The sequence below is a fragment of the Synechococcus sp. N19 genome (assembly GCF_900474045.1).
GTDB lineage: Bacteria > Cyanobacteriota > Cyanobacteriia > PCC-6307 > Cyanobiaceae > Parasynechococcus.
This window is the reverse complement of sequence record NZ_UCNR01000009.1, coordinates 24,915-50,069: the sequence shown is the minus strand read 5'-3', so window position 1 is coordinate 50,069 and position 25,155 is coordinate 24,915. Positions and strand designations below refer to the sequence as shown.

The window sequence follows — 25,155 nt, the reverse complement described above, 5'->3', positions numbered from 1 at the left end:
GCCATCTTTACGATGACGCCCGTCATCTTGAGCACCCTTCTGTTATGGGCGCTGATCTGGATCTGGTTGTGCTCGGCGCAGGCTCCGGTGGTCTGGCTGCTGCGAAACGCGCGGCCCGTCATGGAGCCCGCGTCGCCATCGTGGAGGGTGATCGCGTCGGCGGCACCTGCGTGATCCGCGGCTGTGTTCCCAAGAAGCTATTGGTGTACGGCGCCCAGGCCCGCCATCAACTGGCGGATGCCTCGGCCTACGGCCTTGAGATCGGTTCGGTGCGTTCGGATGTGCCTGATCTTCTGCGTCGGGTGCGTGCCGAGGTGGATCGGCTCAATGCCCTCCATCTCGGATTTCTGGAGAAGGCCGGCGTTCAGTTGATCTCCGGTTGGGGACGCTTCACGGCAGCAGATCGCATCGGCATTTCCGATCAACGCGGTGGGCCCGTGCGAGAGGAACTCTCGGCCCCGCGCTTTCTGGTGGCGGTTGGTGGCCGGCCGGCCCGGCCGGAGATTCCTGGGGTTGAACACACCTGGGTCAGCGACGACATGTTCCTGCTGGAGGATGTCCCCTCAGCCGTGGTGGTGGTGGGCGCAGGCTTCATTGCCTGCGAGTTCGCCTGCATCCTGCGGGGCCTTGGTGTTGCGGTCACCCAGGTGGTGCGTGGTCCGCGCTTGCTGCGCGGTTTTGATGCTGAGTTGGCCGATGCCGTGCTGGGTGGCATGCGTGAGCAGGGCATTGAGGTGCTGTTGGAGCAAACGCTGGTGGCCGTGGAGGGAGAGCCCGGGGCGCTGACGGCGCGGCTGGGCAATGGTGAGTCTTTGGCTTGCGGCGGTGTGTTGATGGCCACCGGGCGTCGCCCCTGGCTTGCGGATCTTGGGCTGGATGCTGCCGGTGTAGCGATCGAGCACGGCCGCATCAGGGTCGATGCCAACTCCTGCACCTCGGTTCCCCACATCCATGCCGTCGGTGATGTCACCGATCGGGTCAACCTCACGCCTGTGGCCATTGATGAAGGTCGTGCCTTCGCCGATAGCGTCTTCGGGTCGCGTCAGCGGCAGGTGAACCACGACCTGGTGGCCAGTACCGTGTTCAGCGATCCAGAGCTGGCGACCGTGGGCCTTTCGGAAGAACAGTCCATCGAACGCCATGGCGTGGAAGGTGTTGTTGTGCATCGCGCCCGCTTCCGGTCCATGGCGCGGGCATTGCCCGCCTCCGGTCCCCGTTGTCTGCTCAAGTTGGTGGTGGAGAAGGCCACCGATCGGGTGCTGGGCTGCCACATGGTGGGCGAGCATGCCGCGGAGATCATTCAGATGGCGGCGATTGCCGTGGGGATGGGCGCCACCAAGGCCGATTTCGATCGCACCATGGCACTGCACCCCTCTGTTTCAGAGGAGTTCGTGACGATGTAGTGATCTGGCAATCCTTTCGACAGTATGAAAGGTGAATGACAGTGCATATCTGGCGATCTAGACCACGATTAGATCGATATATATGACGTGGAATCATTCATGCAGACTCGAGGTCATAAGGCTAATTTTGCTCACTTTTTGATTGAATCAGGCGAGCAGTTGCTCAGCCTTCTTTGGCCTGCAGCTGATGCTCGCCGGGCAGCGTCCTTAGAGATTATTGCTCGCACGGCCTACACGGCTGAGGAAAGTGCTTGTCATTACCTTGAAACGATTGGACTCGATCAGAGTGGTGCTATTCGTAAAACTCTGGAGCTGGCACGTCGGCAGGATAGTAATGAGCAGACGCATGAAGACATTTTTTCTCGTGATCTTGGTGGATTGTCTTTATGGATAGACCGCTTTGTGGCAAGGCATGTAGCTGTGCTTGTTTATTGGATATTTGCTCTTACTACCTTGTTGGATCACGAGTTGGCCTCTTTGCTTGGAGAAGCTGTTGAGGCCGAAGCTGTCAAAACGTACCGGCGCATGCTTCTGGAGCAGCCAGAGGAATGGTTGCAGCAGCCCGTAACTCCAATTGCAGCAACCTATTGGAGAAAAGAGGGAAATATGTGGGCTGCCCGTGATGAATGTGAGCCAAAAACTCTTCGAGATGTAATCGAATTGATTGCCAGAGATGAGTTGGACCATGTGGCGGCTAATAGCCAAAAAGCAATTGCTTTTTAGGTATTGATTTTAGTGGTTGGACTGTTCTGGTTGTCCCGCCAATAAAAAACTGCCTGAGTGAAAATCACAATCATCACGATTGGAATTACAGCGCAGAGCATCACAAGGCGAAATTCATCGGCCCAGGTGGCCATGGCCGTTCGGGGCAAAACATTGTCGACCAGATACAGAACATAGAGGCCGAGAAGTAGCCCTCCTTCCAAGCGGGATATTCGACCTTTCGTCCAAAAAATTGGCATACAGGCCAGGCTGGTGAGCAGCATTACCGGCAAGTCGTCCTGAATCAGTTCCGGGCTGACTTCAAGTCCGTTGCCAGCTGCCGCTATGGCTCCGCCGCCCAGCACCAGCATCAGGTTCAACAGGCAGCTGCCTACCACGTTGCCGATCGCCAGATCGGTGCGCCCGCGCAGGGCGGCCACCAGGGACGTGATCAATTCGGGCATCGACGTTCCGGCTGAAACGATTGTCAGACCGATCACTGCCTCACTAACTCCCAGAAAGGTTGCGGCGCTGACCGCGCCATTCACCAGAACCCTGGATCCGATCGAGAGAACGCTGATGCCGGCAATCAATCGCACTGAAGCTGGGATCAATCCACCTTTGTTTGCTTCGTCACTGATTTCGGGTTCAGCGCTACCGCTGTCGTCCGGTTCTTCACGGGCGGTGCGGATCTCCCAGACGGTGTTGATCACAAGCCCCAACAGCAAGGCCAGGCCCGCTTGCCAGGTGACCCGTCCTGCGGAGGCCATGCCCCAGACCGCCGCCGAGATGGCAATCATCAGAGGCACATCCCGCCTCACCAGGCGGCTTTCAACCCGCAAGGGCAGCACAAGGGCACTGCTGCCCAGCACCACCATCACGTTGAAGATGTTGCTGCCCACCACATTGCTCACGGCGAGGGCGTCAGTTCCCTGGAGCACCGAACTCAGGCTCACGAACAGTTCCGGGGCGCTTGTGCCCAGCGACACCACCGTGAGGCCGATCACGAGCTGGGGAATCCCGAAGATCACCGCCATGGCGACGGACCCCTGAACGAACAGTTCCCCGCCACCGAAGAGCAGTCCGATGCCCAGGAGCACTTGGATCGAGGCCTGCAGAAATTCAGGCATGGGGCTAGCTCAGCTGTACGGGGATTCTGCTTTGAAGCGAATCAACCTAAGGTCACTCACCTGGGTAATAGATAAGAAACCTTGTTGAACCGGATCAGCACAAGCAACATCCGGGGTGACGCCTTTGGTGGCGTGACCGCCGCGGTGATTGCTCTGCCGATGGCCCTGGCCTTCGGGGTCGCCGCAACGGGTGACCCTGCCCCTGGGCTTTGGGGGGCCGTGATCATCGGCTTGGTGGCGTCTCTCTTCGGCGGAACTCCCACCTTGATCTCCGAACCCACCGGTCCCATGACCGTGGTGTTCACGTCGGTGATCCTGAGCTTCACCGCCACAGCGCCGGACAAGGAAACGGCCATGGCCATGGCCTTCACCGTGGTCATCCTGGCGGGTCTGTTTCAGATCCTTTTTGGCGTCTTCCGTCTGGGTCGATACGTCACCCAGATGCCTTACACCGTGATCTCTGGCTTCATGTCGGGGATTGGAGCCATCCTGGTGATTCTCCAGCTGCCCGCTTTCCTGGGGCAGACCGCATCGGGTGGGGTGATGGGAACCCTGTCCAACCTGCCGGGTTTGATTGCCGGAATTCAGCCAATGGAGCTGGCGCTGGCGTTGATCACCGTTGCGATCCTCTGGTTCACCCCAGCCAGCGTGAAGCGTTTCTGCCCACCGCAGCTGCTCGCTCTGGTGCTGGGAACGGTGCTGTCGATGACCCTTTTCCAGACGGCCGGTCTCAAGACCATTCCTCCGTTCAATGCTGAGCTCCCCAGCCTGCATGTGCCCACCTTTTCGGGCGGACAGCTGCGTTTGATGTTCGTGGATGCCGCAGTGCTGGGCATGCTCGGCTGCATCGATGCGCTGCTCACCTCCGTGGTGGCTGACAGCCTCACCCGCACGGAGCACAACTCCAACAAGGAATTGGTGGGTCAGGGACTGGCTAACATCGCATCGGGCGTCTTTGGCGGACTGCCTGGGGCAGGAGCCACGATGGGCACCGTCGTGAACATTCAGGCCGGCGGACGCTCAGCCCTGTCGGGCATTGTCCGCGCGCTGATTCTGATGGTGGTCGTTCTGGCTGCCGCGCCCCTTGCGTCCACGATTCCCCTCGCTGTGTTGGCGGGCATCGCCCTGAAGGTGGGCATCGACATCATTGATTGGGATTTCCTCCAACGGGCCCACCACCTCTCGGTGAAAGCTGCGGTGATCACCTACGGAGTGATTGCGCTCACGGTGCTGGTGGATCTCATCACTGCAGTGGGCATCGGAGTTTTCGTGGCCAACGTGCTCACCATTGATCGGATGAGCGCGTTGCAGTCAAGAAAAGTGAAAACGATCAGCACCGCCGATGACGATGTGGAGCTGACTGATGAAGAGCAAGTGTTGCTGGATCAGGCCTCCGGCCAGGTTCTGTTGTTCCAGCTCGCAGGGCCGATGATCTTCGGCGTGGCCAAGGCCATCTCGCGTGAGCACAACGCCATCGGCAATTGTAAGGCGGTGGTCTTCGACCTCTCCGAGGTGTCCCACCTGGGGGTCACCGCTGCGATCGCCCTCGAGAATGCCGTCAAGGAAGCGATTGAAGAGAGTCGTCAGGTGTTCCTGGTCGGTGCAACGGGCAGCACGGAGAAGCGCCTGCAGAAGCTGAAGCTGTTGGATCGGCTCCCCCAGAGCCACATCACTGGTGATCGCCTCGATGCCTTGCGCCTTGCCGTGAACGGTCTGCAGCTGAATGTCTGATCAGATCTCGATCATCGCCCCTGATGATTGGCACGTGCATCTCCGCGACGGGGAGATGCTCCACCAGGTTGTGGCCCATACCGCCCGCCGTTTTCAGCGGGCCATCGTGATGCCCAACCTGCGTCCCCCGGTGACCACGGTGGCTGCTGCACGGGCATACCGAGACCGGATTCAGGCGGCGTGCCCCGCTGATCTGGAGTTCACGCCGTTGATGACGGCGTACCTCACGGATTCGATCGCTCCTGCCGAGTTGGAGACAGGATTTCGAGAGGGCGTCTTTGCTGCCGCCAAGCTTTATCCCGCGAACGCCACCACCAATTCCGCCGCAGGGGTGACGGATCTGCTGCAGATCGATCCCGTGCTGGAAACGATGGCCCGGATCGGTATGCCCTTGCTGATCCATGGTGAAGTCACGGATAGCGAGATCGATATCTTTGACCGAGAGGCGGTGTTCATCGAACGCCATCTGGCACCACTGCGGGACCGCCATCCCGAGCTGAAGGTTGTGTTCGAGCACATCACCACCGAACAAGCGGTGCAATACGTCAGCTCAGCGGATCGTCATCTCGCCGCCACCATCACCCCCCACCATCTGCACATCAACCGCAACGCGATGTTTGCCGGCGGGTTGCGCAGTGATTTTTATTGCCTCCCCGTGGCCAAGCGGGAATGCCACCGCCAGGCCCTGCGCCGGGCGGCCACCAGCGGTGACCCATGCTTCTTTCTCGGCACCGACACGGCACCGCACGAACGGGCATCCAAGGAAAGTGCCTGCGGATGCGCCGGCATCTTCAATGCGCCCTTCGCCCTGGAGAGCTATGCCCAGGTTTTTGATGAGGAGGGCGCCCTGGAGCATCTCGAAGCCTTCACCAGCCTGAATGGACCGGCCTTCTACAACCGTCCAGCCAACACGCGTCGCATCACGTTGCAACGCCGTGACCATCTCGTGCCGGAACTTGTAAATGGACTGGTTCCTTTCCATGCTGGAGAGATCCTGTCCTGGGCCGTTGCCGATGCACCTGATCAAGTTCAGCTCTGAAGACTGCGGCACCTGTCACCGCATGAGTCACTACGACGGCAAGGTGGCCGAGGAGCTCGGCTGCAGCTTCATCTCCGTGATGCTGCAGGACACGGAGATGTATCGGAAATACCGGATGATCCTGCTCAAGCAGTACCCCAACAAGGAGGGGATGGGCTGGCCCACCTACCTCCTGGTGAACGATCCCGATGGAGATTTTTCGATCGAGGGAGAACTGAAGGGCGGCATGCCCAAGGGAGATTTCCGCACCAAGCTGGCTGAGTTGCTGCCGTCTTGAGCTCAGGTGGTGGGGGCAGGGGGACTTGAACCCCCACAGGCCTTTCGGCCCAAGCGATTTTAAGTCGCGTGCGTCTACCGATTCCGCCATGCCCCCTCCCGGACATCTTAGATTTCCCCCAGATGTCCTCAGGCCTTGGACCTTTCGTCCCTGCTTTCTCAAGTCCCACAGGACACGTTGTTGGTTCTGTTGGCCTACACCGTTCTGGGCGGCATGTATCTCGTTGTAGTTCCCCTCGCCCTGTACGCGTGGATGAACCAGCGTTGGCATCGCATGGGCAAGCTGGAGCGTCTGGGGATCTATGGCCTGGTCTTCCTCTTTTTCCCGGGGATGATTCTGTTTGCCCCCTTCCTCAATTTCCGGCTGAGCGGGCAAGGAGACGTCTGAATTGACGCGTGGCAAGGTTCTTCTGATCGGACTTGCAGTCCTCCTGTTGGGCGGGCTTGGGCAAGTCGGCTTTCAGGCTGCAGGCTTTGAGGGGTTTTCAGCAGGGATTGCTGCGGAGGCCCTGCTGGTTGTGATTGTGGTGGTGTGGACAAGCTCTTACCTGTTCCGTGTGGTCACCGGCCAGATGACCTACATGAATCAGCGGCGTCGCTACCGCGAGGTCTACGACAAACAGGAAGCTGAGGCGCTTCAAGCCCGTTTTGATGCTCTTCCCGAGGAGGAGCAACAGGCGCTGTTGCGCAAGATTGGAGCGGATGCCTCGGTTTCCACCGACGGCGATGCCCCCGTCGACTCATAGGCTTCCGAAGTTTGTTCCTGGTCGGTTGACCGAGATGCCCAATCAGCAGTCCTCTTCCATCGCCCAGCGCTTTGAGCAGCTGAAGCAGGACGGTCGCCTCGCCTTGATGCCATTCCTGATGGCCGGCGATCCGCATCTCTCTGTCACCGCTGATGTGCTGCTCAGCCTGCAACGTGCAGGGGCTGACATGGTCGAACTGGGAATGCCCTACAGCGACCCCCTCGCTGATGGGCCGGTCATCCAGGCTGCTGCGTCCCGGGCCCTTGCCGCCGGAACCACGCCAAAGGGTGTTCTGGACATGCTGCGGTCATTGAAAGGCCAGCTGCAGATTCCCGTGATCCTGTTCACGTATTCCAATCCACTGCTCAATGTGGGGATGGAGGCGTTTTGCCAGTCCGCAGCGGAGGCTGGTGCGGCGGGTTTGGTGGTCCCTGATCTACCCCTTGAGGAAGCGGAGCGGCTGTCGACGATCGCAGAGCGTCATGGCTTGGATTTGGTGCTCTTGGTTGCACCCACCACTCCCCAGGATCGGATGGGTCGGATTGCGACATGCAGCCGAGGTTTCACCTACCTGGTGAGTGTCACAGGTGTCACCGGTGAGCGAGCTCAGATGGAAAGCAGGGTTGAAGGTTTGGTGCAGCAACTCAAACAAACCTCACCGGTTCCTGTTGCGGTTGGTTTTGGGATCTCCGGTGCCGAGCAGGTGCGTCAGGTTCGGGGTTGGGGTGCCGATGGAGCGATTGTGGGCAGTGCACTTGTGAAACGGATGGCGGCAGCGTCGCCCGGGGACATCGCTCAGGAAGCTGGTCGTTTTTGCGCTGAGTTGCGTGCCGCTGCTGATCAGCCCTAGGGGCTGCCATCCCGCTCAAGCCATGAAAAACCCCGGCATTGGCCGGGGTTGCATTGGTTTTTAATGTTGAATCACTCGTCGTCTTCGTCGGTGGCGCCCACCGATGTCAGACGAATCTGTTTGCGACCAAGTTTGATTTCAAATTCATCTCCAGGTTTCAGGTCAAGCAGCGCTGTATAGGCCTTGCCGATGAGAAGATTGCCGTTGCCTTGCACAGTGGCCACATAGCTGAGTTTGCGGCCGCCTTTGCCCACACCGCCAACTCCACCCACGCCAAGACTGACGCCTTTGGCCTCCAGCAGTGCTTCATAAAAAGCGGTGAAATTCAGACGTTCACCACCATCTTTTTTCGTGGAGACATAGCCACAGGCACGAACAAGGTCAGACTTGCTGATGTCACCCAGGTCTTTGACTTTATTGAGAAGGTCGCTCCCAGTGAGCATCGCTTTCGAGAGATATCAACCTTCACAACATAGCCATAGTTCAAGCGGCTATGCCATCATTTTCCATTGAAAAGTTCGCTGTTATTTCATCCTTCGCTATGGCACGTTTCGTTTTGTGGGGCACTTACTGCGCGGATGCTCTTGAGAAGCGTGCTCCCTATCGGGATGAGCACCTTGCTCGTCTCCAAAGTCTGAAAGAGCAGGGAACGCTGGTCACGCTCGGACCCACCGAGGGAAGCACCCATGTTTTCGGGATCTTCGAGGCCGACAGCATCGACGTCGTCCGCAGGCTGGTTGTGGACGACATCTATTGGAAGCAGGGGATCTGGACGGCGCTCGAGGTTTATCCCTGGGTCCAGGCGTTCTGAGCCTGCATGAGCACCCATTCAGCCACGAGCTGATCTCCACCGCTCCCGAGAACATCGGCGTAACCACTCATCTGGCCTCGCCCTTCCCGGGCGATGGCTGCGATGGCGTCCACCGTTGCGATCTGCTCACGCTCGAGGGTCTTCAGCTTCAGGTTTTTCCCCCGGCGAATGATGTTGCCACCGTTGATGTGGCATCCCGCGCAGTGCTGTTCGAACAACAGGGCGCCGGGGCTGGCGTCAGACCCGGCAGCCAGCGAAGCGCCGGCTGAACCAAGGCTCATCAGCAGAACAAGAAACGCACCAATGCAGCAGCGCAGGAGGTGGCTCAGCACAGGGATGATGTGGCTTGGATCAGTCTGCTTGAGCAGGCGATGCCTCCTTCTGGAACCGCTGGATCAGTTCATCGGGAGAGCGGTAATCCTTCGGAAGCGAGGTGTGCAATCTGTTGAGGTAGTCCCAGCAGACCGTCCGGCGAATGGCGTTGAGGTCGCGTCCATCGGCCACAAGGCGACGCAGGGCCTGGCAGTAGGTCGAGAATCCAGCCTCCAGATCTCCGATGGTGAGCGCCTTGGTTGCGGACGGCATGAAACAGAAGGTCAGGATCTTCTGACTTTTGCGTCGATCCCCTGATTGGTCTGTTGTCAGGATCACTGTTGAAGCTGTGCGGTGGTCTCCGTGGCGGAACAGGATCTGATCCGTTTCCTCAACAAGATCTCCCAACTTCAGGCTCTTGCGGAGCGTGTGCGGAACGACTCCAGCAGCCGCGAACAGCTGGCGGCTTGTGCGGACCACAACCAGGTTGTTCAGTTGGCCCGATCCTGGGGGTTCGACATCGGTCGGCGCTGGGGTGAGCGTGACCATCGGCCGGGGGGAGAGGCCAACCTGCTGGTGACCCCGTGCCCTCCACCGGGTGAGGAATCAACCCAGGTGGTGGCGTCTGCCGAAACATGGAGACTGCTGCTGATCGCCTCCAACGGCTTCAGCTCCCCCCGTGACGAATGGATGGATCAGTCCGATCACGAGTGGGTGCTTGTGCTGCGGGGGAGTGCCTGTGTTGCGCTGCAGAACCCCGATCGGATTGTGGATCTCAGTCCAGGGGATCATCTGCTGCTTTCGCCCCATCAACGCCACCGGGTGGAGCGCACTGATCCCGATCCAGGAACCCTGTGGCTGGCCTTGCACTGGGATGTTGCTTAAGCCCGGCGAGGTACGCCACCTCCACGATGGGTCGTGCAGCCCCCAAAAGGCAATGAGCACGACAGCTGATTGCCGTCGGTGGCATCGCTGACGAGAGTGAGTGCATCGAGATCGGAGGAGCCCATGACGGCCGACACTCCACCTGAGCAAGCCCCAGAAGCAGACTGACTTTCTGGCCCCTGCTCCAACAGTTTCCACCCATTCGTAAGCGATTCGTCTGGCGCGACAACGAAGAGCGTCAAGCCAGTCGACTCCCCTCTGCATCGTTCGTAGGTGCCCCGCAGGAGAGCCGCTTCACACCTGGACCCGATGGCCCCAGGGTGCCTTGAGCCAGATGCTTCGACCTTCCTGTCTCAGTTCCATTGCTGGAGGAGATTTTCCAAGGCATCAGACACTGAAGTTGAGGTCGATTGCCATGTGCAAACGAGCGAGTTAGGCCGTCTTTCCATCGGGAAGGGCGGCCTTCCTTTTGTTCGTGAAGCCTCAGTCCTGGAAATCAAGCTTGTTGGCTGATCCTCCGCGGCCCAGTCGTTTGCGGGAGGGAGTGGCGTTCGCACGCTTCACCAACCAGTAAGCCGCTGAAAGTGAGACGACTGCGATCCCGAGGCCCACCAGCAGCTGGGGTTTGTTTTCAGCACCGGAGGGCAGCACGATCACCTTTCGAGCCACAGCCGTCAGCGCGGTGACCAGAACCAGTTCGATCTGCACCACGTGGCGCCTCAGGTAACTGGTGATGTTCTGCAGCACCTCCAACGCGATCAACACGGTGAGCAGATCGCCAAGGATCTTGATCAGGTCATCGCCCAACCATGTCGCCGCTGACCCAGTCAGCAATTTGGAGCCCAAGGAAACAATCAGCTGGATGATGGCGGCGCTGATCACCACGGCCGTGATCAGGGTGAGCAGTCGGGCGACCTCGCGCTCGCCTGCATCAACGAAACCGAGAAAACTTCTCTTGGAACGCGTGGGTTCACTCACGGGCTTCAGTCGTTGAAAGCGATGTCTGAGCCACCACTTTGCCCGTGTCAGCGGTTAATCGGTGCAGTCGTCTCGAATTTCCTGCAAAAGCAGATCAAGTTGCCCGAACGGATCGTCGTCGGCCGTTGCCACACCGGCAGGTTCGCTGGAAGGCTGGCCATGCCATTCGGCTTCAACGCTGCAGAGCCGATCAGCCAGTCCGGCCAGTCCACGCATGTTGTGTTCGCGCTCCAGCACCTCAAGCAGGGCGGGCATTCGGGTCGACACAGCGCGTAGGTTGCGACGCAGGTCGGCCTGGGTGCGCCCTTGCTGCTTCAACCAGTCCTTCAGCAGCAGAGTTAGATCCGCTTCAAATTCAGGGGTCCAGCCAGACATTGATCAGCGATTCAGTTCAGCGGTTTCAGTTCAGCGATTCAGGCCGCCAGGGGAAACCAGTGATCCAGTTTGCGCCGAGCTCGCATCCGGATGGCTGGCGTGACGTGATTGCTCCACAGACGTACCATGGCCGTAAGCGCCACCAGATCATCACTGAAACCGGCCACCGGCAGCAGATCGGGAATCAGGTCGGCGGGCATCAGGAGATAAATCAGGGCAGCCAGCATCGTCAGCCGCGCGGCTGAGGGGGTCCCGGGGTCCAGCATCAACTCGAGGGCTTCCAGGGCTGGGGCGGCAAGGCCTCCGCCGGCCCGTTGCAACAGGCGCCGCAGCAGGTTTTCGTCGACCACTTCCCGTTCAAGCACGTCGGCTTCAACGGTGGTTCGCGCAGCCTGGTCAGTCATGCGGAGAGAACCGGTTGGAACCACTCTCCTCAGTTCCTCCGCAAGACGCCAGCGGGGCGGGCCGATCTTCAGGGTGTGGATTCCACGAGTCCGCTCTGAATGCCCGTCTTGCGCAGTTTGCGCAGGGCCCGCTGCACCACCTGACGGCAATACTCCCGTGAACAGTTCATGTGGCGAGCCACCTCGGCAAGGGTGCGCCACTCGTTGGTGCCATCCAGCCCAAAGCGCAGGGTCACAACGGTGTGTTCTTTCGGGGTGAGATTGGCTTTGGCCAGTAAAGACCACACCGAAGCGGTGCGTTCAGCGTTCTCGGCCCGTTCCAGCGGCGGGAGCTCCTCGCTTGGCAGCACATCCACCAGCTCGGAGGGATCCGATTTCGATTTCACAACCCCCTGCAGGCTCACGGTGACGCTGCGCAGTTCACAGGCCAGCAGATCTTCCACCTCAGCGATGGGGATCTCCATAAACTCCGCCAGCTGTTCACCGCTGGGGCTGAGGCCATTGCGCTGCATCAAACGTGCCTTGGCAGCACGCAATTTGGTGAGCTTTTCATTCACATTCACGGGAATGCGAATCGTGCGGCTCTGGGTGGAGAGCGCTCGATTGAGCCCCTGCCGAATCCACCAGTAGGCATAGGTGGAGAAACGATGGCCGCGGGTGGGGTCGTATTTCTCGACGGCTCGGGTGAGGCCAAGGGTGCCCTCCTGAATCAGATCGAGAAGATCCAGCCCTTTGCCCTGATAACGCTTGGCCAGATTGACGACAAGACGAAGGTTGGACGTGATCATCTGATTTTTGGCCCGTTCGCCACGGCGAATCACCCCTTTTCTTCATCGCTGTACTCACAGGCTGGGCCACTCCCGCCAGCCAGATGACAGCGTTCTGTGATGGCGACCATCGCCTGAACCTTCCTTCCCATCATGAGTTCCTGCTCCGGAGTGAGCAGTTGATGGCGACCAATTTCGCCGAGAAAAGCACTCAGAGAACTCGTCATCATGACGATACGGCTGAATTGAACCTAGAACCAAAGTGTTTTTTTCTGGCGGTCATAATAAAGACTCCCGAATTAATACTTTGTGCGCTATTTCACTCTTTCTTCCTGTTACTGAAGTGAATCTTTCATTGTTGATTCAATTGGGTGGCTAAGGTCGCCGCACTTTCCGTCGCCACGACCATGCCCCTGGCCGTCGCTCTCACGTCCGACATCGCCAAAAACGCTGGCGCTGCCTACGTTCACTACCTCAGTTTCATGCTCTGTTTCGGCGCCCTGGTGCTGGAGCGGAAGCTGATCAAAGCGGATCCAAATCGCCAGGAGGCCACGGCGATGGTGATCACCGACATCGTTTATGGCATTGCTGCCCTGGCACTTCTGGTCAGTGGGATCCTGCGGGTGATCCACTTCGGCCAGGGGGCTGAGTTCTACACCCAGAATCCATTGTTCTGGTGGAAGGTTGGTCTGTACCTCTCCGTGGGAGGCCTGTCGCTGTACCCGACGATCACCTACATCCTCTGGGCGATTCCGCTGAGCAAGGGTGAGCTGCCCAAGGTGAGCGAAGCCCTGGCCAAGCGTCTGGCCTGGATCATCAACATTGAACTGGTCGGCTTCGCCAGCATTCCGTTGATGGCGACCCTGATGGCCCGCGGTGTGGGGCTTCCCGCCGCCTGATGCAGCCCGAGCTCTGTCCTCCACAACAGCAGGTTCGAATCCTGCAGGTGGCTTTGGAACGCCAGGCTCCAGGCCAAAGGCCGGGCTATGCCTCCTCCATAGCCACCACATCCCTGGGCCCGCCGGTGTTGAAGCACTGGTGCGTGTGGGTTCAGCCCGCCGCCGCCACGCCAGTCAATCGCTGGGATCAACGCTGGCTTGATCAGTTGTCATCGGCGCTGACCACCTGGGGTGCATTGGTTCCACTCACGCTGGTGGACAATCCGGACCAGGCGAACGTGTTGATTCATCGGCAGCGCCCGGCGCGCCGGCAGGTTGCTGGGGTGTGGCGCGCCAGCAACGGACGCGCACAGCTTCAGGTTGTGAACGTGCAGCGCCAGGGCCGCCGAAGGCTTGAACCCCTGGTGAAGGTGATGGTGTCACCAGGGCTGCGAGCTGAAGCACTGCAGGCCACCGCACTGCATGAACTGGGTCACGCCTTTGGCCTTTGGGGCCACAGTTCCGTTCCCACTGATGTTTTGGCGATCAGCCAGGGCGAGCGTCCGGTGTTGGTGCCATCGCAGCGGGATCGCCTCACGCTGGCTTGGGTCATGCAGCAGACCACTCGTTTCGGTTCAACGCTTCGAAAGCCCCTCGAACCGGCCGAATCTGAATCACTTGAGTGACGTCACCATGCGGGCGCGGCATGCTGCCGGCAGTCGTGCTTGATCGATGCACCTGGTCCGTTCTCTGGCGCTGGCTGGTCTGCTGCTGAGTCTGGTGGGTTGTCGTTCCAACAACAGCCTGCCCCAGCACGACCCACAGGTTCGAGCACCGATTCGGATTCAGCTGGACGGCAGCAATCCAGCAGCCAGTGAAGGTGTGTTGGATCGTGCTGAGGGGCCGTTGCGTTTCACCGTTGGCCATGGTCGCCATGGCATTGCCTGTGAAGGCACCACCTTTGAAGAGGGTGTCACTCCGCTTGGAACCTTTCAGGTCAACGCCATCCTCAGCAACGACCGCTTCGAGATGGATCCCGGCCTGGTGGAGCAATCCGGCAAATCAGAAGAGGTGCTGCGCGAGACCCTCTTCACCAACATGAACTCCATTGACTTCAAAGGTGATGGGGAAACCGGGGAATACGGCATCGGTTACATCAGCCTGGCTCCTGTGCCTGCCACAGAGCAGCCCTTCCGTTTCAACACCTATGACGGCGTCTTCCGCTGGTACAGCTTCGCCATTCACGGCACCAATGACGAGTCCCGGATCGGCAAGGCGTTGACCGGCGGTTGCATCAATGCCGGAAAGCTCACCATGGGGGTGTTGTTGGACACCGTGGAGCTTGGCGATGAAGTGGTGATCAGCAGCGACAGCCCCTGTCTGCCTTAGTGCCGGCGCGGGGCACCCCGTCGTGCGGCCAGCACTTCCTGCACCTGTCGCCAGCTCACGCCGTGATGGGCCAGGGCCACCTGCATGTGGAAGATGATGTCCGCTGCTTCGCCGGCGATCTCGGCGGCGTTGTCGTCTTTGCAGGCCATCACGAATTCAGCACCCTCCTCGCCGATTTTCTTGAGGATGCTGTTGTCTCCCCCCGCCAGCAGCTTGTTGGTGTAGCTGCCCTCTTCCGGTTTCTCGCGTCTCCCCTCGATCACCCGGAACAGTTCGGTGCAGGCATCCGTTGGTGGCGCTAGAGCCTCGGCTCCACCTGTGGTTCGTGCATCGCTGTTTTCGTAGAAACAGCTGCGGGAGCCGGTGTGGCAGGCCACATCCCCAGCCTGCTCCACGGTCACCAGCAGCACGTCGGCATCACAGTCGTAGCGGATCTCCCGCATCGTCTGAACGTGACCGCTGGTGGCCCCTTTGTGCCAAAGCTCCTGGCGTGAGCGGCTCCAGTAATGCACCTCACCGCTGCGCAGGGTGGCTTCGATGGCTTCCCGGTTCATCCAGGCCAGCATCAGCACCGCTCCGTCCAGCCAGTCCTGGGCCACAGCTGGAATCAGCCCCGCTTCGTTAAAACGGAGTTGGTCAATGAAGGCGGGGCTGAGGGGCTGCATCAGGCCTCGGTCATTCGGGCAACACCTGAATCTTCCCGCAGCGTGCTCCATTCCGCGTTTTCACCCCTTGCTCGTTTCTCCGACCCCCTACAGCTGCAGCAAAGCCTTCAGCGGCTATCCCTGCTGTCACCGGCAGTGGCGCCATCAGGGCCATTGTCGCTTCGTGCATGGGTACAGCCGCAGTTTCAACCTCTGGTTCGCCGCAACGGAGCTGGATGCCTGCGGGTTTGTGGTTGATTTCTCCAGCCTTCGCCCCTTCGAAGAACGCCTGAGGAAGCAGTTCGACCACACCTTTCTGGTCAATGCCGACGATCCACTGCTGGCGGAATGGCAGCGGCTGCACGACCTCCAGGCCATTGATCTTCGCGTGATGGAGAACGTGGGCATGGAGGCAACGGCGGCCTTGATCTGGACCTGGGCCAATGAGCTGCTGCAGGAGCGGGATGGTGGTCGCACCTGTTGCTATGGCGTGGAGGCGCGGGAGAACAGCCGCAATGCCGCCACCTACAGCGCTGTTCCCGCCTGGTTTTCAGCGCAGGGCTAACGCGTCTGCTTCCAGCTCCACGCTGATCGCCTGCCCCTCGCTGTAACGACCCGCCAGGATCGCTTTGGCAATGGGTGTCTCCAGTTCCCGCTGCACAGCGCGTTTCAGCGGTCGTGCCCCGTAGACGGGGTCATATCCGGCATTGGCGAGCCAGTCGGCGGCCCCATCGCTCAGGCTGAGCTCCAGCTTGCGCTCAGCCAGCCGCTGGCGCAGACGTTCCACCTGAAGGGTGACGATCTGGCGCAGTTCCTCCCGCCTGAGGCTGTGGAAGATGATCTGATCGTCGAGGCGATTGAGGAATTCCGGCCGGAAATGGGCCCGGAGAGCGTCATTCACCTGGCTTTCCATCGCTCCATGCTGCTCGGGATCGCCGGCCAGCTCGAGGATCGACTGGCTGCCGATGTTGCTGGTGAGAATCAGCACGGTGTTGGTGAAGTCCACGGTGCGGCCCTGCCCATCGGTGACACGGCCGTCATCGAGGATCTGCAGCATCACGTTGAACACATCCGGGTGGGCTTTCTCCACCTCGTCGAACAGGATCACGGCGTAGGGCCTACGACGTACCGCTTCGGTGAGCTGGCCACCGGCCTCATAGCCCACGTATCCGGGAGGTGCCCCGATCAAACGGCTCACGGTGTGCTTCTCCATGTACTCCGACATGTCGATGCGAACCATGGCGTCATCGCTGTCGAACAGCCGATTGGCGAGGGCTTTGGAGAGTTCCGTCTTGCCCACACCCGTGGGGCCGAGGAACAGGAAGCTGGCGATGGGGCGGTTCGGATCGCTCAGCCCCGCCCTAGACCGTTGAATCGCATCGGCGACGGCGGTGACGGCCTGGTGCTGGCCGATCACCCGCTGATGCAGATCATCTTCGAGTTGTAGCAGCTTCTCCATTTCGCTCTGCACCAGCCGCGCCACAGGGATTCCGGTCCACTTGGCGATCACCTCGGCGATGTCGTCTTCACTCACCTCCTCACGCAGCAAGCCTTTCTCGCCAGGCTCCTCTGAGGCGATCTGGGCTTCCTGTTCGAGCAACTGCTTCTGCAGCGAGGCCAGGGTGCCGTATTCCAGTTCCGCTGCTTTGTTCAGGTCGTAGCTGCGTTTGGCCTGTTCCACCTGCAGCTGCACCCGTTCGATCTCTTCCTTGAGCGACGACAGCTCATCGATCGCACCTTTCTCCTGCTGCCACTGGGCATTCAGGGAACTTTGCTGTTCACCCAGTTCCGCCAGTTCCCGTTCAATCCGTTGCAAGCGTTCCTGGCTGGCGCTGTCGGATTCACGGCCGAGGGAGAGCTTCTCCATCTCCAGCTGCAGGATCTTGCGATCGATTTCATCGATCTCCTCCGGTTTGGAGGTGATCTCCATCTTCAGGCGGGCGGCTGATTCATCCACCAGATCGATCGCTTTGTCCGGCAGGAAGCGGTCGGCGATGTAGCGGCTGCTCAACACAGCAGCTGCCACCAGGGCACCGTCGGCGATGCGGACGCCGTGGTGCACCTCATAGCGCTCCTTCAGACCACGCAGGATTGAAATCGTGTCTTCCACGCTGGGTTGATCCACCAGCACCTGCTGGAAGCGTCGCTCCAAGGCGGGGTCCTTTTCGATGTGCTGGCGGTGCTCGTCGAGGGTGGTGGCGCCAATGCAGCGCAGTTCCCCCCGGGCCAGCATCGGCTTGAGCAGATTGCTGGCATCCATGGCTCCACCGGTGGCTCCAGCGCCCACCACCGTGTGGATTTCATCGATGAACAGCACGATCTGGCCTTCCGAGGCGGTGACCTCCTTGAGCACAGCTTTGAGCCGTTCTTCGAACTCACCGCGGTATTTCGCACCGGCGATCAGGGCTCCCATGTCGAGGGCGATGAGCTGACGGTTCTGCAAGGCCTGGGGCACATCTCCATTCACGATGCGCTGTGCCAATCCTTCAACAATCGCGGTCTTGCCAACCCCTGGTTCGCCGATCAGCACAGGGTTGTTTTTGGTGCGCCGGCTGAGGATCTGGATGGTGCGCCGGATCTCCTCGTCGCGACCGATCACCGGGTCCAGCTTTCCGTCACGGGCGGCGGCCGTCAGGTCCCGTCCGTACTTCTCAAGCGATTCATAGGTCCCTTCCGGGTTTTGATCGGTCACCGTCTGGTTGCCTCGCACGGCTGTAATGGCTTCTTTGAGTTTGCTGGTGTCGACGCCCGCTTGGCTGAGCAATTGCCTGCCGCAGCGGTCATCGTCGGCCAAGGCCAGCAACAGATGTTCGATGGCGATGTAGCTGTCGCTGAATCCATCCCGGGCTGTTTCGGCGCGATCCAGGCAGCTGTTCAGGGAGCGTCCCAGAAACACCGATTCCGGTGGAGTGCCAAGACTGGGTTGCTGCCTGAGATGGCTGTCGACGGCTGCCTGGAATGTGTCAACGTCGACCCCTGCTTTGCTGAGAATGCGTCCAGCCAGACCGTTCTGCTGCAACAGCGCAAGCAGCAGATGCTCCGTTTCAAGTTGCTGATGCCTGGCGCTCTGCGCCAGTTGCTGGGCGGCGACGATGGCGGCCCAGGTTTGTTCGGTGAACTGTTCCGCCGTGGGTTGCATCTCGGATGCGTTTCAACTGGGTTCACCGTATGGGGCTTGTTCCATTTTCAGTGGGGACAAACCGAAGCCTTTGGATCGGTCCCCACGCCAGGAAGCGGCAAACCGGGGCGTCTTTTTAGAGTTTGCCGAACCCTTTGATGCCAATGCCTGATCAGCCGCTGGTGGACTCCCTCGTGCAGCAGGGCCTGGCGCTCGCCGCAACGGCTGGGGGTGAGCTGGAACGCAGCTGTTGGATGGTGGTTCATGAGCACCACCACGGTGTGAAACCCACGGAGTACGACATCCGAGAAATTGACGAGGATCTCTATCTGGCTGTGTTGCAGGCGGCCAAGCAGGCTCAGTCCGTCGTTTGATCAGCCGTTGAGCAGCTCCCGTAGAAGCGCGCGGTGAGCGTTTTCGGCTTCGATGCTCTCCCGCATCTTTTTCGGGAGGCGGGCCTCAAGGATGTCCTGTTTTTTCATCTCCGTGGCATAGCGGCTGCTGAACGCGCTGAAGCGATCGAGATACGACCTTGCCACCTCTGGGGTGAAGGCAATCACCTCCAGGGCGTGTTTGAAGTGGAGGTAGGACACGGTCCACTCCACCAGCTCGTCAAAACTCTGCAGGCCAAGCGGGTTCTCAGGAAGCGTCATCGCTGCATGGCCCATGGCTTCAACCAAAACCCTTGGCCTTGGCCTGGGCCTTTAGGTCCTTCAACCGGCCGTTGAGCAGAACATCGCGTTCACGGTCTGCTCCCATATGGGGTGCGATCTCCACCCCAGCGCTTCGCATGGCCTGCAGTGCTGCTGCTTCCTCAGCTGAGCCCGTGTCACTGCCGAGGTAGCGCTCCACGGCCGCAGCCCCTGGGGCGTCCGCGGCGAAGTACACCGTTCCTGGACCTCGCCGCTCGATGGTTTGCTGCCGCTGCCGGCGGCGCTGCTGCACGCTCGCCCAGAGCCGGCCTTGATTGGCGGTCATGAAGGCGTTCAGATCAGCGGCGTCGGTGTCTTCCGCCAGGGCCATGCTGGTGCCGTCGATGAAATCACTGAGCAGGGTGACAACGGCCATCAGGTCTTTTGTGGTTGAGGGGCTGTTGATTGGGAGGCTGTTGATTGCGAGGGATTTGATTGGAAGGGTGGTGATTGAAACGAGCGCTGGATTCGGCTGGTTTCGAACCAACTGGTGATGGCTGATTCGCGGGCGTCGTCGCAGAGATCCCGCTGGATCACATTGAAGCCGTGGCGGCGTGCCAGGGCCAACAGTTGATCGTCATCACGGCATTGGGCCGCATCACGCCGCAAGCCCTGGTGGTGCTCCACAGCCCGCAGAAAATCCCGAAGAGCTTCACGACTCATCGCCTGGACCAGCCCAATTCGGCCCTTTGTTCAACGTAGGTAGCCACCGCCATGATCTCCTCTTCACTCAGTTTGTCGGCATAGCTGGGCATGGCATTCAGCCCATCCTCGATCTCATGCTCCAGGGCCTCCAGCGGGGAGCTGGAGTAGGCCTCCACATGGTCGTTCAAGTCGCTGATCTTCAGCGTTCGGTTGGCGCGGATCACATTGCCGCCCCCCATGTGACAAGCCGCACAGTTGCTGTTGAAAATCTGCTCACCTCGCTCCAGGGCGGAGCTTTCCATCGTGTACATCGCCATCGCCGGAGCAGCAGACAGCAGGCCTGTTGCGCCAACGATCAACAGCAACGTCAGGATCAGGCCTGATAGGCGTGCCATCGCAACCCCCCTCAATGCCCCAAGCTATCCATCGTTGCTGGCAAAAAAAAGAACCCCTGACTGTGGTTGATCCACAGCCTGGGGCTTTCAGTTCAATTTGAGATGTTCAGAAATTTCCTCAGAAATCCAGAGATCACTCAACGATCACCTTGCCGACCATGCCAGCACCGCGGTGGGGCTCGCAGTAGAAGTCGTAGGTGCCAGCGGTGGCGAAGGTTTCCTCCCAGGATTCGCCGGGGTTGAAGGCGAGATCAGAGTGGCTGTACTCGTCGTGGCCTTCGAAAACAGCGTTGTGAGGAGCCAGCTTGTTGTTGACGAACTTGACGGTGTCGCCGGCCTTGATGTTCACGGTGGCGGGCTCGAAGGCGAGCATGCCGCCGTCGGTGCCGAGCTTCACTTCAACAGTGGCGGCTTGAGCGCTGCCGACGTTGAGGCCGATCAGCATCAGGAAGGCGCAGCAGGCGGCTGCAATGGTGCGGATGACGGAGCGCATGAAAGTGCTAGGTCGATTCATTGACCTTACGCGCGGGTCTGGGGGTTCCGCGGTTGGGTAGGCCGGAATCGCTAAGAACTGTTGCCAAGTCAGGGGCATGGCTGCTGCCACCGAAACGTTCGGGCTGCGTCACCGGGTCATGAATGAAGTGGCGCTGGCGAATGCTGAACCGGTCCCAGGCATTCACTTCGATCGGCAGAACGCGGATCAGGGTCTCAATCAGCCATGGCCAGAGCGGAATGCCGGGTGTTCGGGCCACACCGCGCCAGCGGCAGAGGGTTTTCACCGTGTCGTTCACCGAGATGGCCGCTTGTCCCATCACCACTCTGCGCAGGGCGCCTTGCCCTGGTTCTCGGTTCGGTTCATGGGGGCGGGTGGCCAACAGGCCACAGATGCGGGCGATGTCTTCCGCATGGATGAAGTGGAAGCTCGCATCCACCCGAAGCCAACGTGCCAGCCAGAGCCAACGGCTGACTTCAGCCAAACCTTCGGTGAGGTAGCTGGTGGGGAAGGGGCTGGTGCCGTCGACACGTCCACCGAACACCAGGGTGGGAAACACCGCCACGACTTTGCTGGCCAGGGAGTGCTGCTCCAGATCCCTGAGGCAGCGAGCCTTGGTTTGAATGTATTCCGTGCCGTAGGCCAGAGCTTCCGGCAGGGGGCGCAGGTGCCGGTCGAGCACGCTGGCCGTGGAGAAGTAAATGATCTGCTCCAGCTTGCTGGGATCCAGAAGCGCCAGCATCCGTTTCACCGCCACCACATTCACCTGTTCGGCCCGCTCAGGGTCACCCCAGGCAGTGGCGGTGTGAATCACCCGGTTCACCGAGGCCAGCTCTTGGGCAAAACGGTCGGTGTCCCGCAGGTCCCCGACCAAGAGGCGGATGCGGGGATGGTCTGCTGGAACAGCGGTGAGTTTGGCGGGCTCCCTCAGCCAGAGCAGCAGCTCGGCATCCGAGTGGTCCAGAAGCCAGCGGGAGATGTACTGACCGACGCATCCGCTGGCGCCGGTCACCAGGATGCGGGTCAAACGACAGCCCCGAGACGGTCCATCACGCTCTTGCCGGCCCGGAAGAAGGCTTCACCGTTTTCTTCCGGTGTGCCCGGCAGGATTCCATGGCCGAGGTTGAGGATGTGCTTCCGGCCGCGGGCCTTGCGCACGCAGTCATCGATGCGGGCCTCAATCGCCTCCGGGGTGCCGAACAGCAGGCCGGGATCCACGTTGCCCTGAACACCAACGTGCTCCGGAAGACGTGCCAAGGCTTCGGCCATGTCCACCGTCCAGTCGAGCGAAACGATGTCAACTCCGGTGTTGGCCATCCGCTCGATCACGCCGGCGCTGCCGGAGATGTAGAGGATGAAGGGGGTGTCGGGGTGTGTCTGCTTGACCAGATCCACCACCTTCTTCTGATAAGGCGCAGCGAAGGTGTCGTAGTCCGCTGGGCTCAGCTGGCCCGCCCAGGAATCAAACATCTGCACCACCTGGGCGCCGGAATCAATCTGATAGCGCAGGTAGTTGGCGATCGACTCGGCGAAGTGGTCGAGCAGCTTGTGCAGGATCTCGGGCTCGCGGAAGGCCATGGCCTTAATCACCGCGTAGTTTTTGCTGCTCTTACCCTCCACCACGTAGGCGGCCAGGGTCCAGGGGGCACCAACGAAGCCGAGAACAGCTGCTTCGTTGCCGACGCTTTGGCGCAGACGACCCAGCACTTCACCCACAAAGGGCATCGACTCGGCGGGGTTGAGGGGGCGCAGGGCATCCACCTGGGCCATGCTCCGGATTGGATCGCCGATCTGGGGGCCTTTGCTCTCGATGATGTCGAAATCGATTCCCATACCCGGCAGGGGCGTGAGGATGTCGGAGAACAGGATCACGCCGTCGGGCTTGAAGGCGTTGAACGGCTGCATGGAGATCTCGTAGGAGAGATCAGGGTTTTCGGAACGCTCACGGAAGCTGGGGTACTTGTCCCGCAGGTCCCGGTAGATCTTCATGTAGCGACCGGCCTGGCGCATCATCCACACCGGAGGACGCTCCACCGATTCACCGCGCGCAGCACGCAGGAGCAGGGGTAAAGAGTCGCTCATCAAGCCCGGTCAGGTCAGCCGGAAACCTACCCGAATCGAGGCCTTGGCTAGAGCTTTACCCCCTCTTTGTCATCACGTTCGTCACACGATGTTGTCCGGCTCGCTGCTGCTCAGGCTGCGTTTCGGGTCGTGCTTGAACACCATCAGGCTCAGCGGCGGCAGGCAGAGATCCAAGGAGTTCTCGTAGCCGTGGATGCCCCATTCGTCTGTTGGTTTGCCGCCCATGTTGCCGAGGTTGCTGCCGCCGTACTTGGCTGCATCGGAGTTGAAGATCTCCTCGTAGAACCCTGAGAGAGGAACGCCCACGCGGTAGTGGGAGTGACTTTGGGGCGTGAAGTTCGCCACCACCACCAGCCAGGTGCCGCTTGCACTCTCCCGACGCATGAAGCTGATCACGGAGTGGCGGTTGTCGTTGCAATCGATCCACTGGAAGCCGAACTGGTCGAAGTCGTCCCGCCAGAGAGCCGGTTCTGCCTTGTAGAGAACGTTGAGGTCATCCACCAACCGCTGGATGCCCTTGTGGGGTTCGTAGTTGAGCAGATCCCACTGGAGATCGCCCCACACATTCCATTCAGCCCGCTGGCCAAATTCCATCCCCATGAAGATCGTCTTCTTGCCGGGGTGCGTCCACATGTAGGAGAGCAACGCCCGGGTGTTGGCGTACTTCTGCCAGTCATCTCCCGGCATCTTGTGCAGGAGATGGCTCTTCCCGTGCACCACCTCATCGTGGCTCAGGGCCAGCATGAAGTTCTCGGTGTAGGTGTACCAGATCGAGAAGGTGATGTTGTTCTGGTGGAACTGGCGGAACCACGGGTCCAGCTCGAAGTAATCGAGCATGTCGTGCATCCAACCCATGTTCCATTTGAGGTTGAATCCAAGCCCGCCGCTGTCCGTGGGCTGCGTCACCATCGGCCAGGTGGTTGATTCCTCCGCGATCGAAAGGGCCCCTGGGAAGTGCTGGAAAAGCACATGGTTGGCCTGCTGCAGGAAGCGAACGGCTTCGGTGTTTTCCCGGCCACCGTTCTCATTGGGGAGCCATTCCCCGTCGGGACGCAGGTAGTCGCGATAGAGCATCGAGGCCACGGCATCCACGCGAATGCCATCGATGTGGAACTGCTCGAACCAGAACACCAGGTTGGCGACGAGGAAATTACGAACCTCGTTGCGGCTGTAGTTGAAGATCAGCGTTCCCCATTCCTTGTGTTCCCCGATCCGGGGATCACTGTGCTCATAGAGATGGGTGCCATCAAAGAAGGCCAGGCCGTGGGCATCCTTCGGAAAGTGGCCCGGAACCCAGTCGATGATCACGCCGATGCCTTCGGCGTGACAGCGATCCACGAAGGCCCGGAATTCATCGGGCGTTCCGTAACGGCTGGTGGGGGCATACCAACCCGTCACCTGATAGCCCCAGGAGCCGTCGAAGGGATGCTCGGTGATCGGCATCACCTCGATGTGGGTGAAGCCCCTCTCCTTGACGTAAGGAATCAGCCGATCAGCGAGTTCGGCGTAGGTGAGCAGGCGAGCGCCTGGTTTCATCTCCGCGGCGGGAACGGGCTTCCGAGGGGTGCCGTCGGGTTGAATCCAGGGCTCATCCGCTGAGGCGTGGATCCAGCTGCCCAGGTGCATTTCATACACCGAGATCGGTTGATCGAGCGCGTTGCTGCTGTCGCGCTTTTGCATCCAGCCCTGATCAGACCATTGGTATCCGCCCAGGCGAGCCACAACGGAGCTGTTGTCCGGGCGAACCTCGTGCTGGAAGCCGTAAGGATCAGCCTTTTGATAGCAGTGGCCTTCTTGGGTACGGATTTCGTACTTGTAGAGATGTCCCTCCTCGAGGCCGGGGATGAACAGTTCCCAGATGCCCCCGACGCGCTGCTGCATGGGGTGGTGACGTCCGTCCCATGAATTCAGGTCTCCAATTACGGAGACCGTGAGAGCGCTGGGCGCCCACAGGCAGAACATCACACCCCTGACCCCGTCACGCTCGGTGAGGTGGGCACCCATCTTTTGCCAGATGTGGTGATGGTTGCCTTCAGCAAAAAGGTGGCGATCCATTTCGCCCATCCATTCGCCACGGAAGGCCCAGGGGTCGTGTTGTTCGTGCACAATCCCGCCCCGCTCAACCCTGACCTGGTAAGTGCAGCCGGGGTCTCTGTTGAGCTGTGCCTCGAACACCCAGGGGTGGTTCGGCGTTGTCATGGCGATCTCGTCGCCAGCCTGCAACAGGGTGACTGTTTGGGCTTCCGGCATCCAGATCCGCACGGTCCAATGCTGATCCGAGGGTTGAGGACCAAGCACCGCAAACGGGTGGTCATGGCGACAATTCGCCAACCGTTCGCCGTCCTGCACCATCCAGTCGAGGACTGCGGCGACACCCATGGGAGATCTGTGAATTGGGCGAGATGTTAAG

32 protein-coding genes, 1 tRNA gene and 1 pseudogene are annotated in these 25,155 nt (G+C 60.2%); 15 read left to right on the top strand and 19 right to left on the bottom strand.

Annotated elements, in window-relative coordinates:
* Nucleotides 1-44 precede the first annotated feature (44 nt).
* Both gorA and DXY02_RS05255 read left to right on the top strand, forming a co-directional pair.
* Nucleotides 45-1,403: a glutathione-disulfide reductase gene (gene gorA, locus DXY02_RS05260; protein WP_114988353.1), complete on the top strand. Its 1,359-nt coding sequence runs from the start codon at nucleotides 45-47 to the stop codon at nucleotides 1,401-1,403.
* 99 nt (nucleotides 1,404-1,502) lie between these two features.
* Complete coding sequence (locus tag DXY02_RS05255) at nucleotides 1,503-2,126, top strand: alternative oxidase (protein ID WP_170951484.1); 624 nt, start codon at nucleotides 1,503-1,505, stop codon at nucleotides 2,124-2,126.
* Here the strand turns inward: DXY02_RS05255 and DXY02_RS05250 are convergent.
* Nucleotides 2,123-3,235, bottom strand: a complete 1,113-nt coding sequence (locus DXY02_RS05250; protein WP_114988351.1) for a calcium/sodium antiporter — start codon at nucleotides 3,233-3,235, stop codon at nucleotides 2,123-2,125. The genes DXY02_RS05255 and DXY02_RS05250 overlap by 4 nt on opposite strands.
* Nucleotides 3,236-3,316: 81 nt before the next feature.
* Here DXY02_RS05250 and DXY02_RS05245 point away from each other — a divergent pair, with 81 nt between their 5' ends.
* Genes DXY02_RS05245 through DXY02_RS05235 form a run of 3 tightly spaced genes read left to right on the top strand, consistent with a single transcriptional unit; the run spans nucleotide 3,317 to nucleotide 6,282 of the window.
* A complete protein-coding gene (locus DXY02_RS05245) occupies nucleotides 3,317-4,966 on the top strand; it encodes a SulP family inorganic anion transporter (RefSeq protein ID WP_114988350.1) in 1,650 nt (549 codons plus the stop codon).
* Complete coding sequence (pyrC, locus tag DXY02_RS05240; protein WP_114988349.1) at nucleotides 4,959-6,005, top strand: dihydroorotase; 1,047 nt, start codon at nucleotides 4,959-4,961, stop codon at nucleotides 6,003-6,005. The genes DXY02_RS05245 and pyrC overlap by 8 nt, the downstream gene beginning before the upstream one ends.
* A complete protein-coding gene (locus DXY02_RS05235) occupies nucleotides 5,980-6,282 on the top strand; it encodes a thioredoxin family protein (protein WP_114988348.1) in 303 nt (100 codons plus the stop codon). The genes pyrC and DXY02_RS05235 overlap by 26 nt, the downstream gene beginning before the upstream one ends.
* A 7-nt stretch (nucleotides 6,283-6,289) precedes the next feature.
* On the opposite strand, the gene DXY02_RS05230 is transcribed toward DXY02_RS05235, so the two are convergent.
* Nucleotides 6,290-6,378, bottom strand: a tRNA-Leu gene (locus tag DXY02_RS05230).
* A 39-nt stretch (nucleotides 6,379-6,417) separates the two neighbouring features.
* Between DXY02_RS05230 and DXY02_RS05225 the strand changes: the two genes are divergently transcribed.
* From DXY02_RS05225 to trpA, 3 genes are read left to right on the top strand one after another with little or no spacing between them, the layout of a single operon-like run.
* The gene (locus DXY02_RS05225; protein ID WP_114988347.1) at nucleotides 6,418-6,669 is read left to right on the top strand and encodes an NAD(P)H-quinone oxidoreductase subunit L; all 252 of its coding nucleotides are present in this window, start codon (nucleotides 6,418-6,420) and stop codon (nucleotides 6,667-6,669) included.
* Between the two features lies 1 nt (nucleotide 6,670).
* The gene (locus DXY02_RS05220) at nucleotides 6,671-7,027 is read left to right on the top strand and encodes a DUF3007 family protein (protein ID WP_114988346.1); all 357 of its coding nucleotides are present in this window, start codon (nucleotides 6,671-6,673) and stop codon (nucleotides 7,025-7,027) included.
* A 34-nt stretch (nucleotides 7,028-7,061) separates the two neighbouring features.
* Nucleotides 7,062-7,877: a tryptophan synthase subunit alpha gene (gene trpA, locus DXY02_RS05215; protein ID WP_114988345.1), complete on the top strand. Its 816-nt coding sequence runs from the start codon at nucleotides 7,062-7,064 to the stop codon at nucleotides 7,875-7,877.
* Between the two features lie 71 nt (nucleotides 7,878-7,948).
* On the opposite strand, the gene DXY02_RS05210 is transcribed toward trpA, so the two are convergent.
* On the bottom strand, nucleotides 7,949-8,320 hold the full coding sequence (locus DXY02_RS05210) for an AbrB family transcriptional regulator (protein ID WP_114988344.1): 372 nt from the start codon (nucleotides 8,318-8,320) through the stop codon (nucleotides 7,949-7,951).
* 98 nt (nucleotides 8,321-8,418) lie between these two features.
* On the opposite strand from DXY02_RS05210, the gene DXY02_RS05205 reads away from it, so the two are divergent.
* A complete protein-coding gene (locus DXY02_RS05205; protein WP_114988343.1) occupies nucleotides 8,419-8,688 on the top strand; it encodes a YciI family protein in 270 nt (89 codons plus the stop codon).
* Here the strand turns inward: DXY02_RS05205 and DXY02_RS05200 are convergent.
* Both DXY02_RS05200 and DXY02_RS05195 read right to left on the bottom strand, forming a co-directional pair.
* Nucleotides 8,664-8,969 (bottom strand): c-type cytochrome, encoded by a 306-nt coding sequence (locus DXY02_RS05200; protein ID WP_114988623.1) that lies wholly within the window; start codon nucleotides 8,967-8,969, stop codon nucleotides 8,664-8,666. The two genes, DXY02_RS05205 and DXY02_RS05200, sit on opposite strands and share 25 nt — an antisense overlap.
* A gap of 70 nt (nucleotides 8,970-9,039) precedes the next feature.
* Entirely contained in the window at nucleotides 9,040-9,273 is a 234-nt protein-coding gene (locus tag DXY02_RS05195; RefSeq protein WP_114988622.1) for a DUF3136 domain-containing protein, read from the bottom strand.
* Between the two features lie 90 nt (nucleotides 9,274-9,363).
* On the opposite strand from DXY02_RS05195, the gene DXY02_RS05190 reads away from it, so the two are divergent.
* Nucleotides 9,364-9,885: a Nif11 domain/cupin domain-containing protein gene (locus tag DXY02_RS05190; protein WP_114988342.1), complete on the top strand. Its 522-nt coding sequence runs from the start codon at nucleotides 9,364-9,366 to the stop codon at nucleotides 9,883-9,885.
* Between the two features lie 483 nt (nucleotides 9,886-10,368).
* Here DXY02_RS05190 and DXY02_RS05180 read toward each other — a convergent pair whose 3' ends face one another.
* The 4 genes and pseudogenes from DXY02_RS05180 to DXY02_RS05165 all read right to left on the bottom strand — a co-directional run bounded on the left by DXY02_RS05180 (nucleotide 10,369) and on the right by DXY02_RS05165 (nucleotide 12,636).
* Entirely contained in the window at nucleotides 10,369-10,863 is a 495-nt protein-coding gene (locus tag DXY02_RS05180; protein WP_114988340.1) for a phosphate-starvation-inducible PsiE family protein, read from the bottom strand.
* 54 nt (nucleotides 10,864-10,917) lie between these two features.
* Nucleotides 10,918-11,238, bottom strand: a complete 321-nt coding sequence (locus tag DXY02_RS05175) for a hypothetical protein (protein WP_114988339.1) — start codon at nucleotides 11,236-11,238, stop codon at nucleotides 10,918-10,920.
* Nucleotides 11,239-11,276: 38 nt separating this feature from the next.
* Complete coding sequence (locus tag DXY02_RS05170) at nucleotides 11,277-11,642, bottom strand: YkvA family protein (protein WP_114988338.1); 366 nt, start codon at nucleotides 11,640-11,642, stop codon at nucleotides 11,277-11,279.
* A 68-nt stretch (nucleotides 11,643-11,710) separates the two neighbouring features.
* Nucleotides 11,711-12,636: pseudogene (locus DXY02_RS05165) on the bottom strand (sigma-70 family RNA polymerase sigma factor).
* Nucleotides 12,637-12,816: 180 nt separating this feature from the next.
* Between DXY02_RS05165 and DXY02_RS05160 the strand changes: the two are divergent.
* Genes DXY02_RS05160 through DXY02_RS05150 form a run of 3 tightly spaced genes read left to right on the top strand, consistent with a single transcriptional unit; the run spans nucleotide 12,817 to nucleotide 14,676 of the window.
* Complete coding sequence (locus tag DXY02_RS05160) at nucleotides 12,817-13,308, top strand: DUF2214 family protein (RefSeq protein ID WP_114988621.1); 492 nt, start codon at nucleotides 12,817-12,819, stop codon at nucleotides 13,306-13,308.
* Nucleotides 13,308-13,973: a peptidase gene (locus DXY02_RS05155; protein WP_114988337.1), complete on the top strand. Its 666-nt coding sequence runs from the start codon at nucleotides 13,308-13,310 to the stop codon at nucleotides 13,971-13,973. Before DXY02_RS05160 ends, DXY02_RS05155 begins: the two co-directional genes overlap by 1 nt.
* A 46-nt stretch (nucleotides 13,974-14,019) precedes the next feature.
* Nucleotides 14,020-14,676 (top strand): L,D-transpeptidase, encoded by a 657-nt coding sequence (locus tag DXY02_RS05150; RefSeq protein WP_114988336.1) that lies wholly within the window; start codon nucleotides 14,020-14,022, stop codon nucleotides 14,674-14,676.
* On the opposite strand, the gene hisIE is transcribed toward DXY02_RS05150, so the two are convergent.
* Nucleotides 14,673-15,341, bottom strand: a complete 669-nt coding sequence (hisIE, locus tag DXY02_RS05145; RefSeq protein WP_114988335.1) for a bifunctional phosphoribosyl-AMP cyclohydrolase/phosphoribosyl-ATP diphosphatase HisIE — start codon at nucleotides 15,339-15,341, stop codon at nucleotides 14,673-14,675. The two genes, DXY02_RS05150 and hisIE, sit on opposite strands and share 4 nt — an antisense overlap.
* Before the next feature lie 67 nt (nucleotides 15,342-15,408).
* Between hisIE and DXY02_RS05140 the strand changes: the two genes are divergently transcribed.
* Complete coding sequence (locus tag DXY02_RS05140) at nucleotides 15,409-15,885, top strand: 6-carboxytetrahydropterin synthase (RefSeq protein ID WP_114988334.1); 477 nt, start codon at nucleotides 15,409-15,411, stop codon at nucleotides 15,883-15,885.
* Here the strand turns inward: DXY02_RS05140 and clpB are convergent.
* Nucleotides 15,871-18,459, bottom strand: coding sequence for an ATP-dependent chaperone ClpB (gene clpB, locus DXY02_RS05135; RefSeq protein ID WP_114988333.1), 2,589 nt, complete (start codon nucleotides 18,457-18,459; stop codon nucleotides 15,871-15,873). The genes DXY02_RS05140 and clpB overlap by 15 nt on opposite strands.
* 143 nt (nucleotides 18,460-18,602) lie before the next feature.
* Here clpB and DXY02_RS05130 point away from each other — a divergent pair, with 143 nt between their 5' ends.
* Complete coding sequence (locus tag DXY02_RS05130) at nucleotides 18,603-18,812, top strand: hypothetical protein (protein ID WP_114988332.1); 210 nt, start codon at nucleotides 18,603-18,605, stop codon at nucleotides 18,810-18,812.
* On the opposite strand, the gene DXY02_RS05125 is transcribed toward DXY02_RS05130, so the two are convergent.
* The 8 genes from DXY02_RS05125 to glgB form a co-directional block, all read right to left on the bottom strand.
* Nucleotides 18,813-19,091: a hypothetical protein gene (locus DXY02_RS05125; protein WP_244276160.1), complete on the bottom strand. Its 279-nt coding sequence runs from the start codon at nucleotides 19,089-19,091 to the stop codon at nucleotides 18,813-18,815.
* 19 nt (nucleotides 19,092-19,110) lie between these two features.
* Entirely contained in the window at nucleotides 19,111-19,506 is a 396-nt protein-coding gene (locus DXY02_RS05120; RefSeq protein WP_114988331.1) for a hypothetical protein, read from the bottom strand.
* Nucleotides 19,506-19,793 (bottom strand): Nif11-like leader peptide family natural product precursor, encoded by a 288-nt coding sequence (locus DXY02_RS05115; RefSeq protein WP_170951483.1) that lies wholly within the window; start codon nucleotides 19,791-19,793, stop codon nucleotides 19,506-19,508. The genes DXY02_RS05120 and DXY02_RS05115 overlap by 1 nt, the downstream gene beginning before the upstream one ends.
* Nucleotides 19,790-20,170, bottom strand: a complete 381-nt coding sequence (locus DXY02_RS05110; protein WP_114988329.1) for a c-type cytochrome — start codon at nucleotides 20,168-20,170, stop codon at nucleotides 19,790-19,792. Before DXY02_RS05110 ends, DXY02_RS05115 begins: the two co-directional genes overlap by 4 nt.
* A gap of 133 nt (nucleotides 20,171-20,303) precedes the next feature.
* Nucleotides 20,304-20,663 carry a plastocyanin gene (gene petE, locus DXY02_RS05105; RefSeq protein WP_038555756.1) on the bottom strand — a complete coding sequence of 120 codons (360 nt, stop codon included), beginning with the start codon at nucleotides 20,661-20,663 and terminating at the stop codon, nucleotides 20,304-20,306.
* Between the two features lie 7 nt (nucleotides 20,664-20,670).
* Nucleotides 20,671-21,690: an NAD(P)-dependent oxidoreductase gene (locus DXY02_RS05100; protein ID WP_114988328.1), complete on the bottom strand. Its 1,020-nt coding sequence runs from the start codon at nucleotides 21,688-21,690 to the stop codon at nucleotides 20,671-20,673.
* Nucleotides 21,687-22,745: a uroporphyrinogen decarboxylase gene (hemE, locus tag DXY02_RS05095; RefSeq protein WP_114988327.1), complete on the bottom strand. Its 1,059-nt coding sequence runs from the start codon at nucleotides 22,743-22,745 to the stop codon at nucleotides 21,687-21,689. Before hemE ends, DXY02_RS05100 begins: the two co-directional genes overlap by 4 nt.
* Before the next feature lie 81 nt (nucleotides 22,746-22,826).
* Nucleotides 22,827-25,124 (bottom strand): 1,4-alpha-glucan branching protein GlgB, encoded by a 2,298-nt coding sequence (glgB, locus tag DXY02_RS05090; protein ID WP_114988326.1) that lies wholly within the window; start codon nucleotides 25,122-25,124, stop codon nucleotides 22,827-22,829.
* Nucleotides 25,125-25,155 lie beyond the last annotated feature (31 nt).

What these genes read in the sequence shown, in the direction of transcription:
- gorA (WP_114988353.1), top strand. Translation starts at nt 45, where the DNA reads ATGGGCGCTGATCTGGATCTGGTTGTGCTCGGCGCAGGCTCCGGTGGT.
- DXY02_RS05170 (WP_114988338.1), bottom strand. Translation starts at nt 11,642, where the DNA reads ATGACTGACCAGGCTGCGCGAACCACCGTTGAAGCCGACGTGCTTGAA.
- DXY02_RS05150 (WP_114988336.1), top strand. Translation starts at nt 14,020, where the DNA reads ATGCACCTGGTCCGTTCTCTGGCGCTGGCTGGTCTGCTGCTGAGTCTG.
- DXY02_RS05200 (WP_114988623.1), bottom strand. Translation starts at nt 8,969, where the DNA reads ATGAGCCTTGGTTCAGCCGGCGCTTCGCTGGCTGCCGGGTCTGACGCC.
- DXY02_RS05115 (WP_170951483.1), bottom strand. Translation starts at nt 19,793, where the DNA reads ATGAGTCGTGAAGCTCTTCGGGATTTTCTGCGGGCTGTGGAGCACCAC.
- DXY02_RS05255 (WP_170951484.1), top strand. Translation starts at nt 1,503, where the DNA reads ATGCAGACTCGAGGTCATAAGGCTAATTTTGCTCACTTTTTGATTGAA.
- DXY02_RS05195 (WP_114988622.1), bottom strand. Translation starts at nt 9,273, where the DNA reads ATGCCGTCCGCAACCAAGGCGCTCACCATCGGAGATCTGGAGGCTGGA.
- DXY02_RS05155 (WP_114988337.1), top strand. Translation starts at nt 13,308, where the DNA reads ATGCAGCCCGAGCTCTGTCCTCCACAACAGCAGGTTCGAATCCTGCAG.
- DXY02_RS05120 (WP_114988331.1), bottom strand. Translation starts at nt 19,506, where the DNA reads ATGGCCGTTGTCACCCTGCTCAGTGATTTCATCGACGGCACCAGCATG.
- hisIE (WP_114988335.1), bottom strand. Translation starts at nt 15,341, where the DNA reads ATGCAGCCCCTCAGCCCCGCCTTCATTGACCAACTCCGTTTTAACGAA.
- DXY02_RS05250 (WP_114988351.1), bottom strand. Translation starts at nt 3,235, where the DNA reads ATGCCTGAATTTCTGCAGGCCTCGATCCAAGTGCTCCTGGGCATCGGA.
- DXY02_RS05160 (WP_114988621.1), top strand. Translation starts at nt 12,817, where the DNA reads ATGCCCCTGGCCGTCGCTCTCACGTCCGACATCGCCAAAAACGCTGGC.
- trpA (WP_114988345.1), top strand. Translation starts at nt 7,062, where the DNA reads ATGCCCAATCAGCAGTCCTCTTCCATCGCCCAGCGCTTTGAGCAGCTG.
- pyrC (WP_114988349.1), top strand. Translation starts at nt 4,959, where the DNA reads ATGTCTGATCAGATCTCGATCATCGCCCCTGATGATTGGCACGTGCAT.
- DXY02_RS05205 (WP_114988343.1), top strand. Translation starts at nt 8,419, where the DNA reads ATGGCACGTTTCGTTTTGTGGGGCACTTACTGCGCGGATGCTCTTGAG.
- DXY02_RS05125 (WP_244276160.1), bottom strand. Translation starts at nt 19,091, where the DNA reads ATGACGCTTCCTGAGAACCCGCTTGGCCTGCAGAGTTTTGACGAGCTG.
- hemE (WP_114988327.1), bottom strand. Translation starts at nt 22,745, where the DNA reads ATGAGCGACTCTTTACCCCTGCTCCTGCGTGCTGCGCGCGGTGAATCG.
- DXY02_RS05210 (WP_114988344.1), bottom strand. Translation starts at nt 8,320, where the DNA reads ATGCTCACTGGGAGCGACCTTCTCAATAAAGTCAAAGACCTGGGTGAC.
- glgB (WP_114988326.1), bottom strand. Translation starts at nt 25,124, where the DNA reads ATGGGTGTCGCCGCAGTCCTCGACTGGATGGTGCAGGACGGCGAACGG.
- DXY02_RS05235 (WP_114988348.1), top strand. Translation starts at nt 5,980, where the DNA reads ATGCACCTGATCAAGTTCAGCTCTGAAGACTGCGGCACCTGTCACCGC.
- clpB (WP_114988333.1), bottom strand. Translation starts at nt 18,459, where the DNA reads ATGCAACCCACGGCGGAACAGTTCACCGAACAAACCTGGGCCGCCATC.
- petE (WP_038555756.1), bottom strand. Translation starts at nt 20,663, where the DNA reads ATGCGCTCCGTCATCCGCACCATTGCAGCCGCCTGCTGCGCCTTCCTG.
- DXY02_RS05130 (WP_114988332.1), top strand. Translation starts at nt 18,603, where the DNA reads ATGCCTGATCAGCCGCTGGTGGACTCCCTCGTGCAGCAGGGCCTGGCG.
- DXY02_RS05110 (WP_114988329.1), bottom strand. Translation starts at nt 20,170, where the DNA reads ATGGCACGCCTATCAGGCCTGATCCTGACGTTGCTGTTGATCGTTGGC.
- DXY02_RS05175 (WP_114988339.1), bottom strand. Translation starts at nt 11,238, where the DNA reads ATGTCTGGCTGGACCCCTGAATTTGAAGCGGATCTAACTCTGCTGCTG.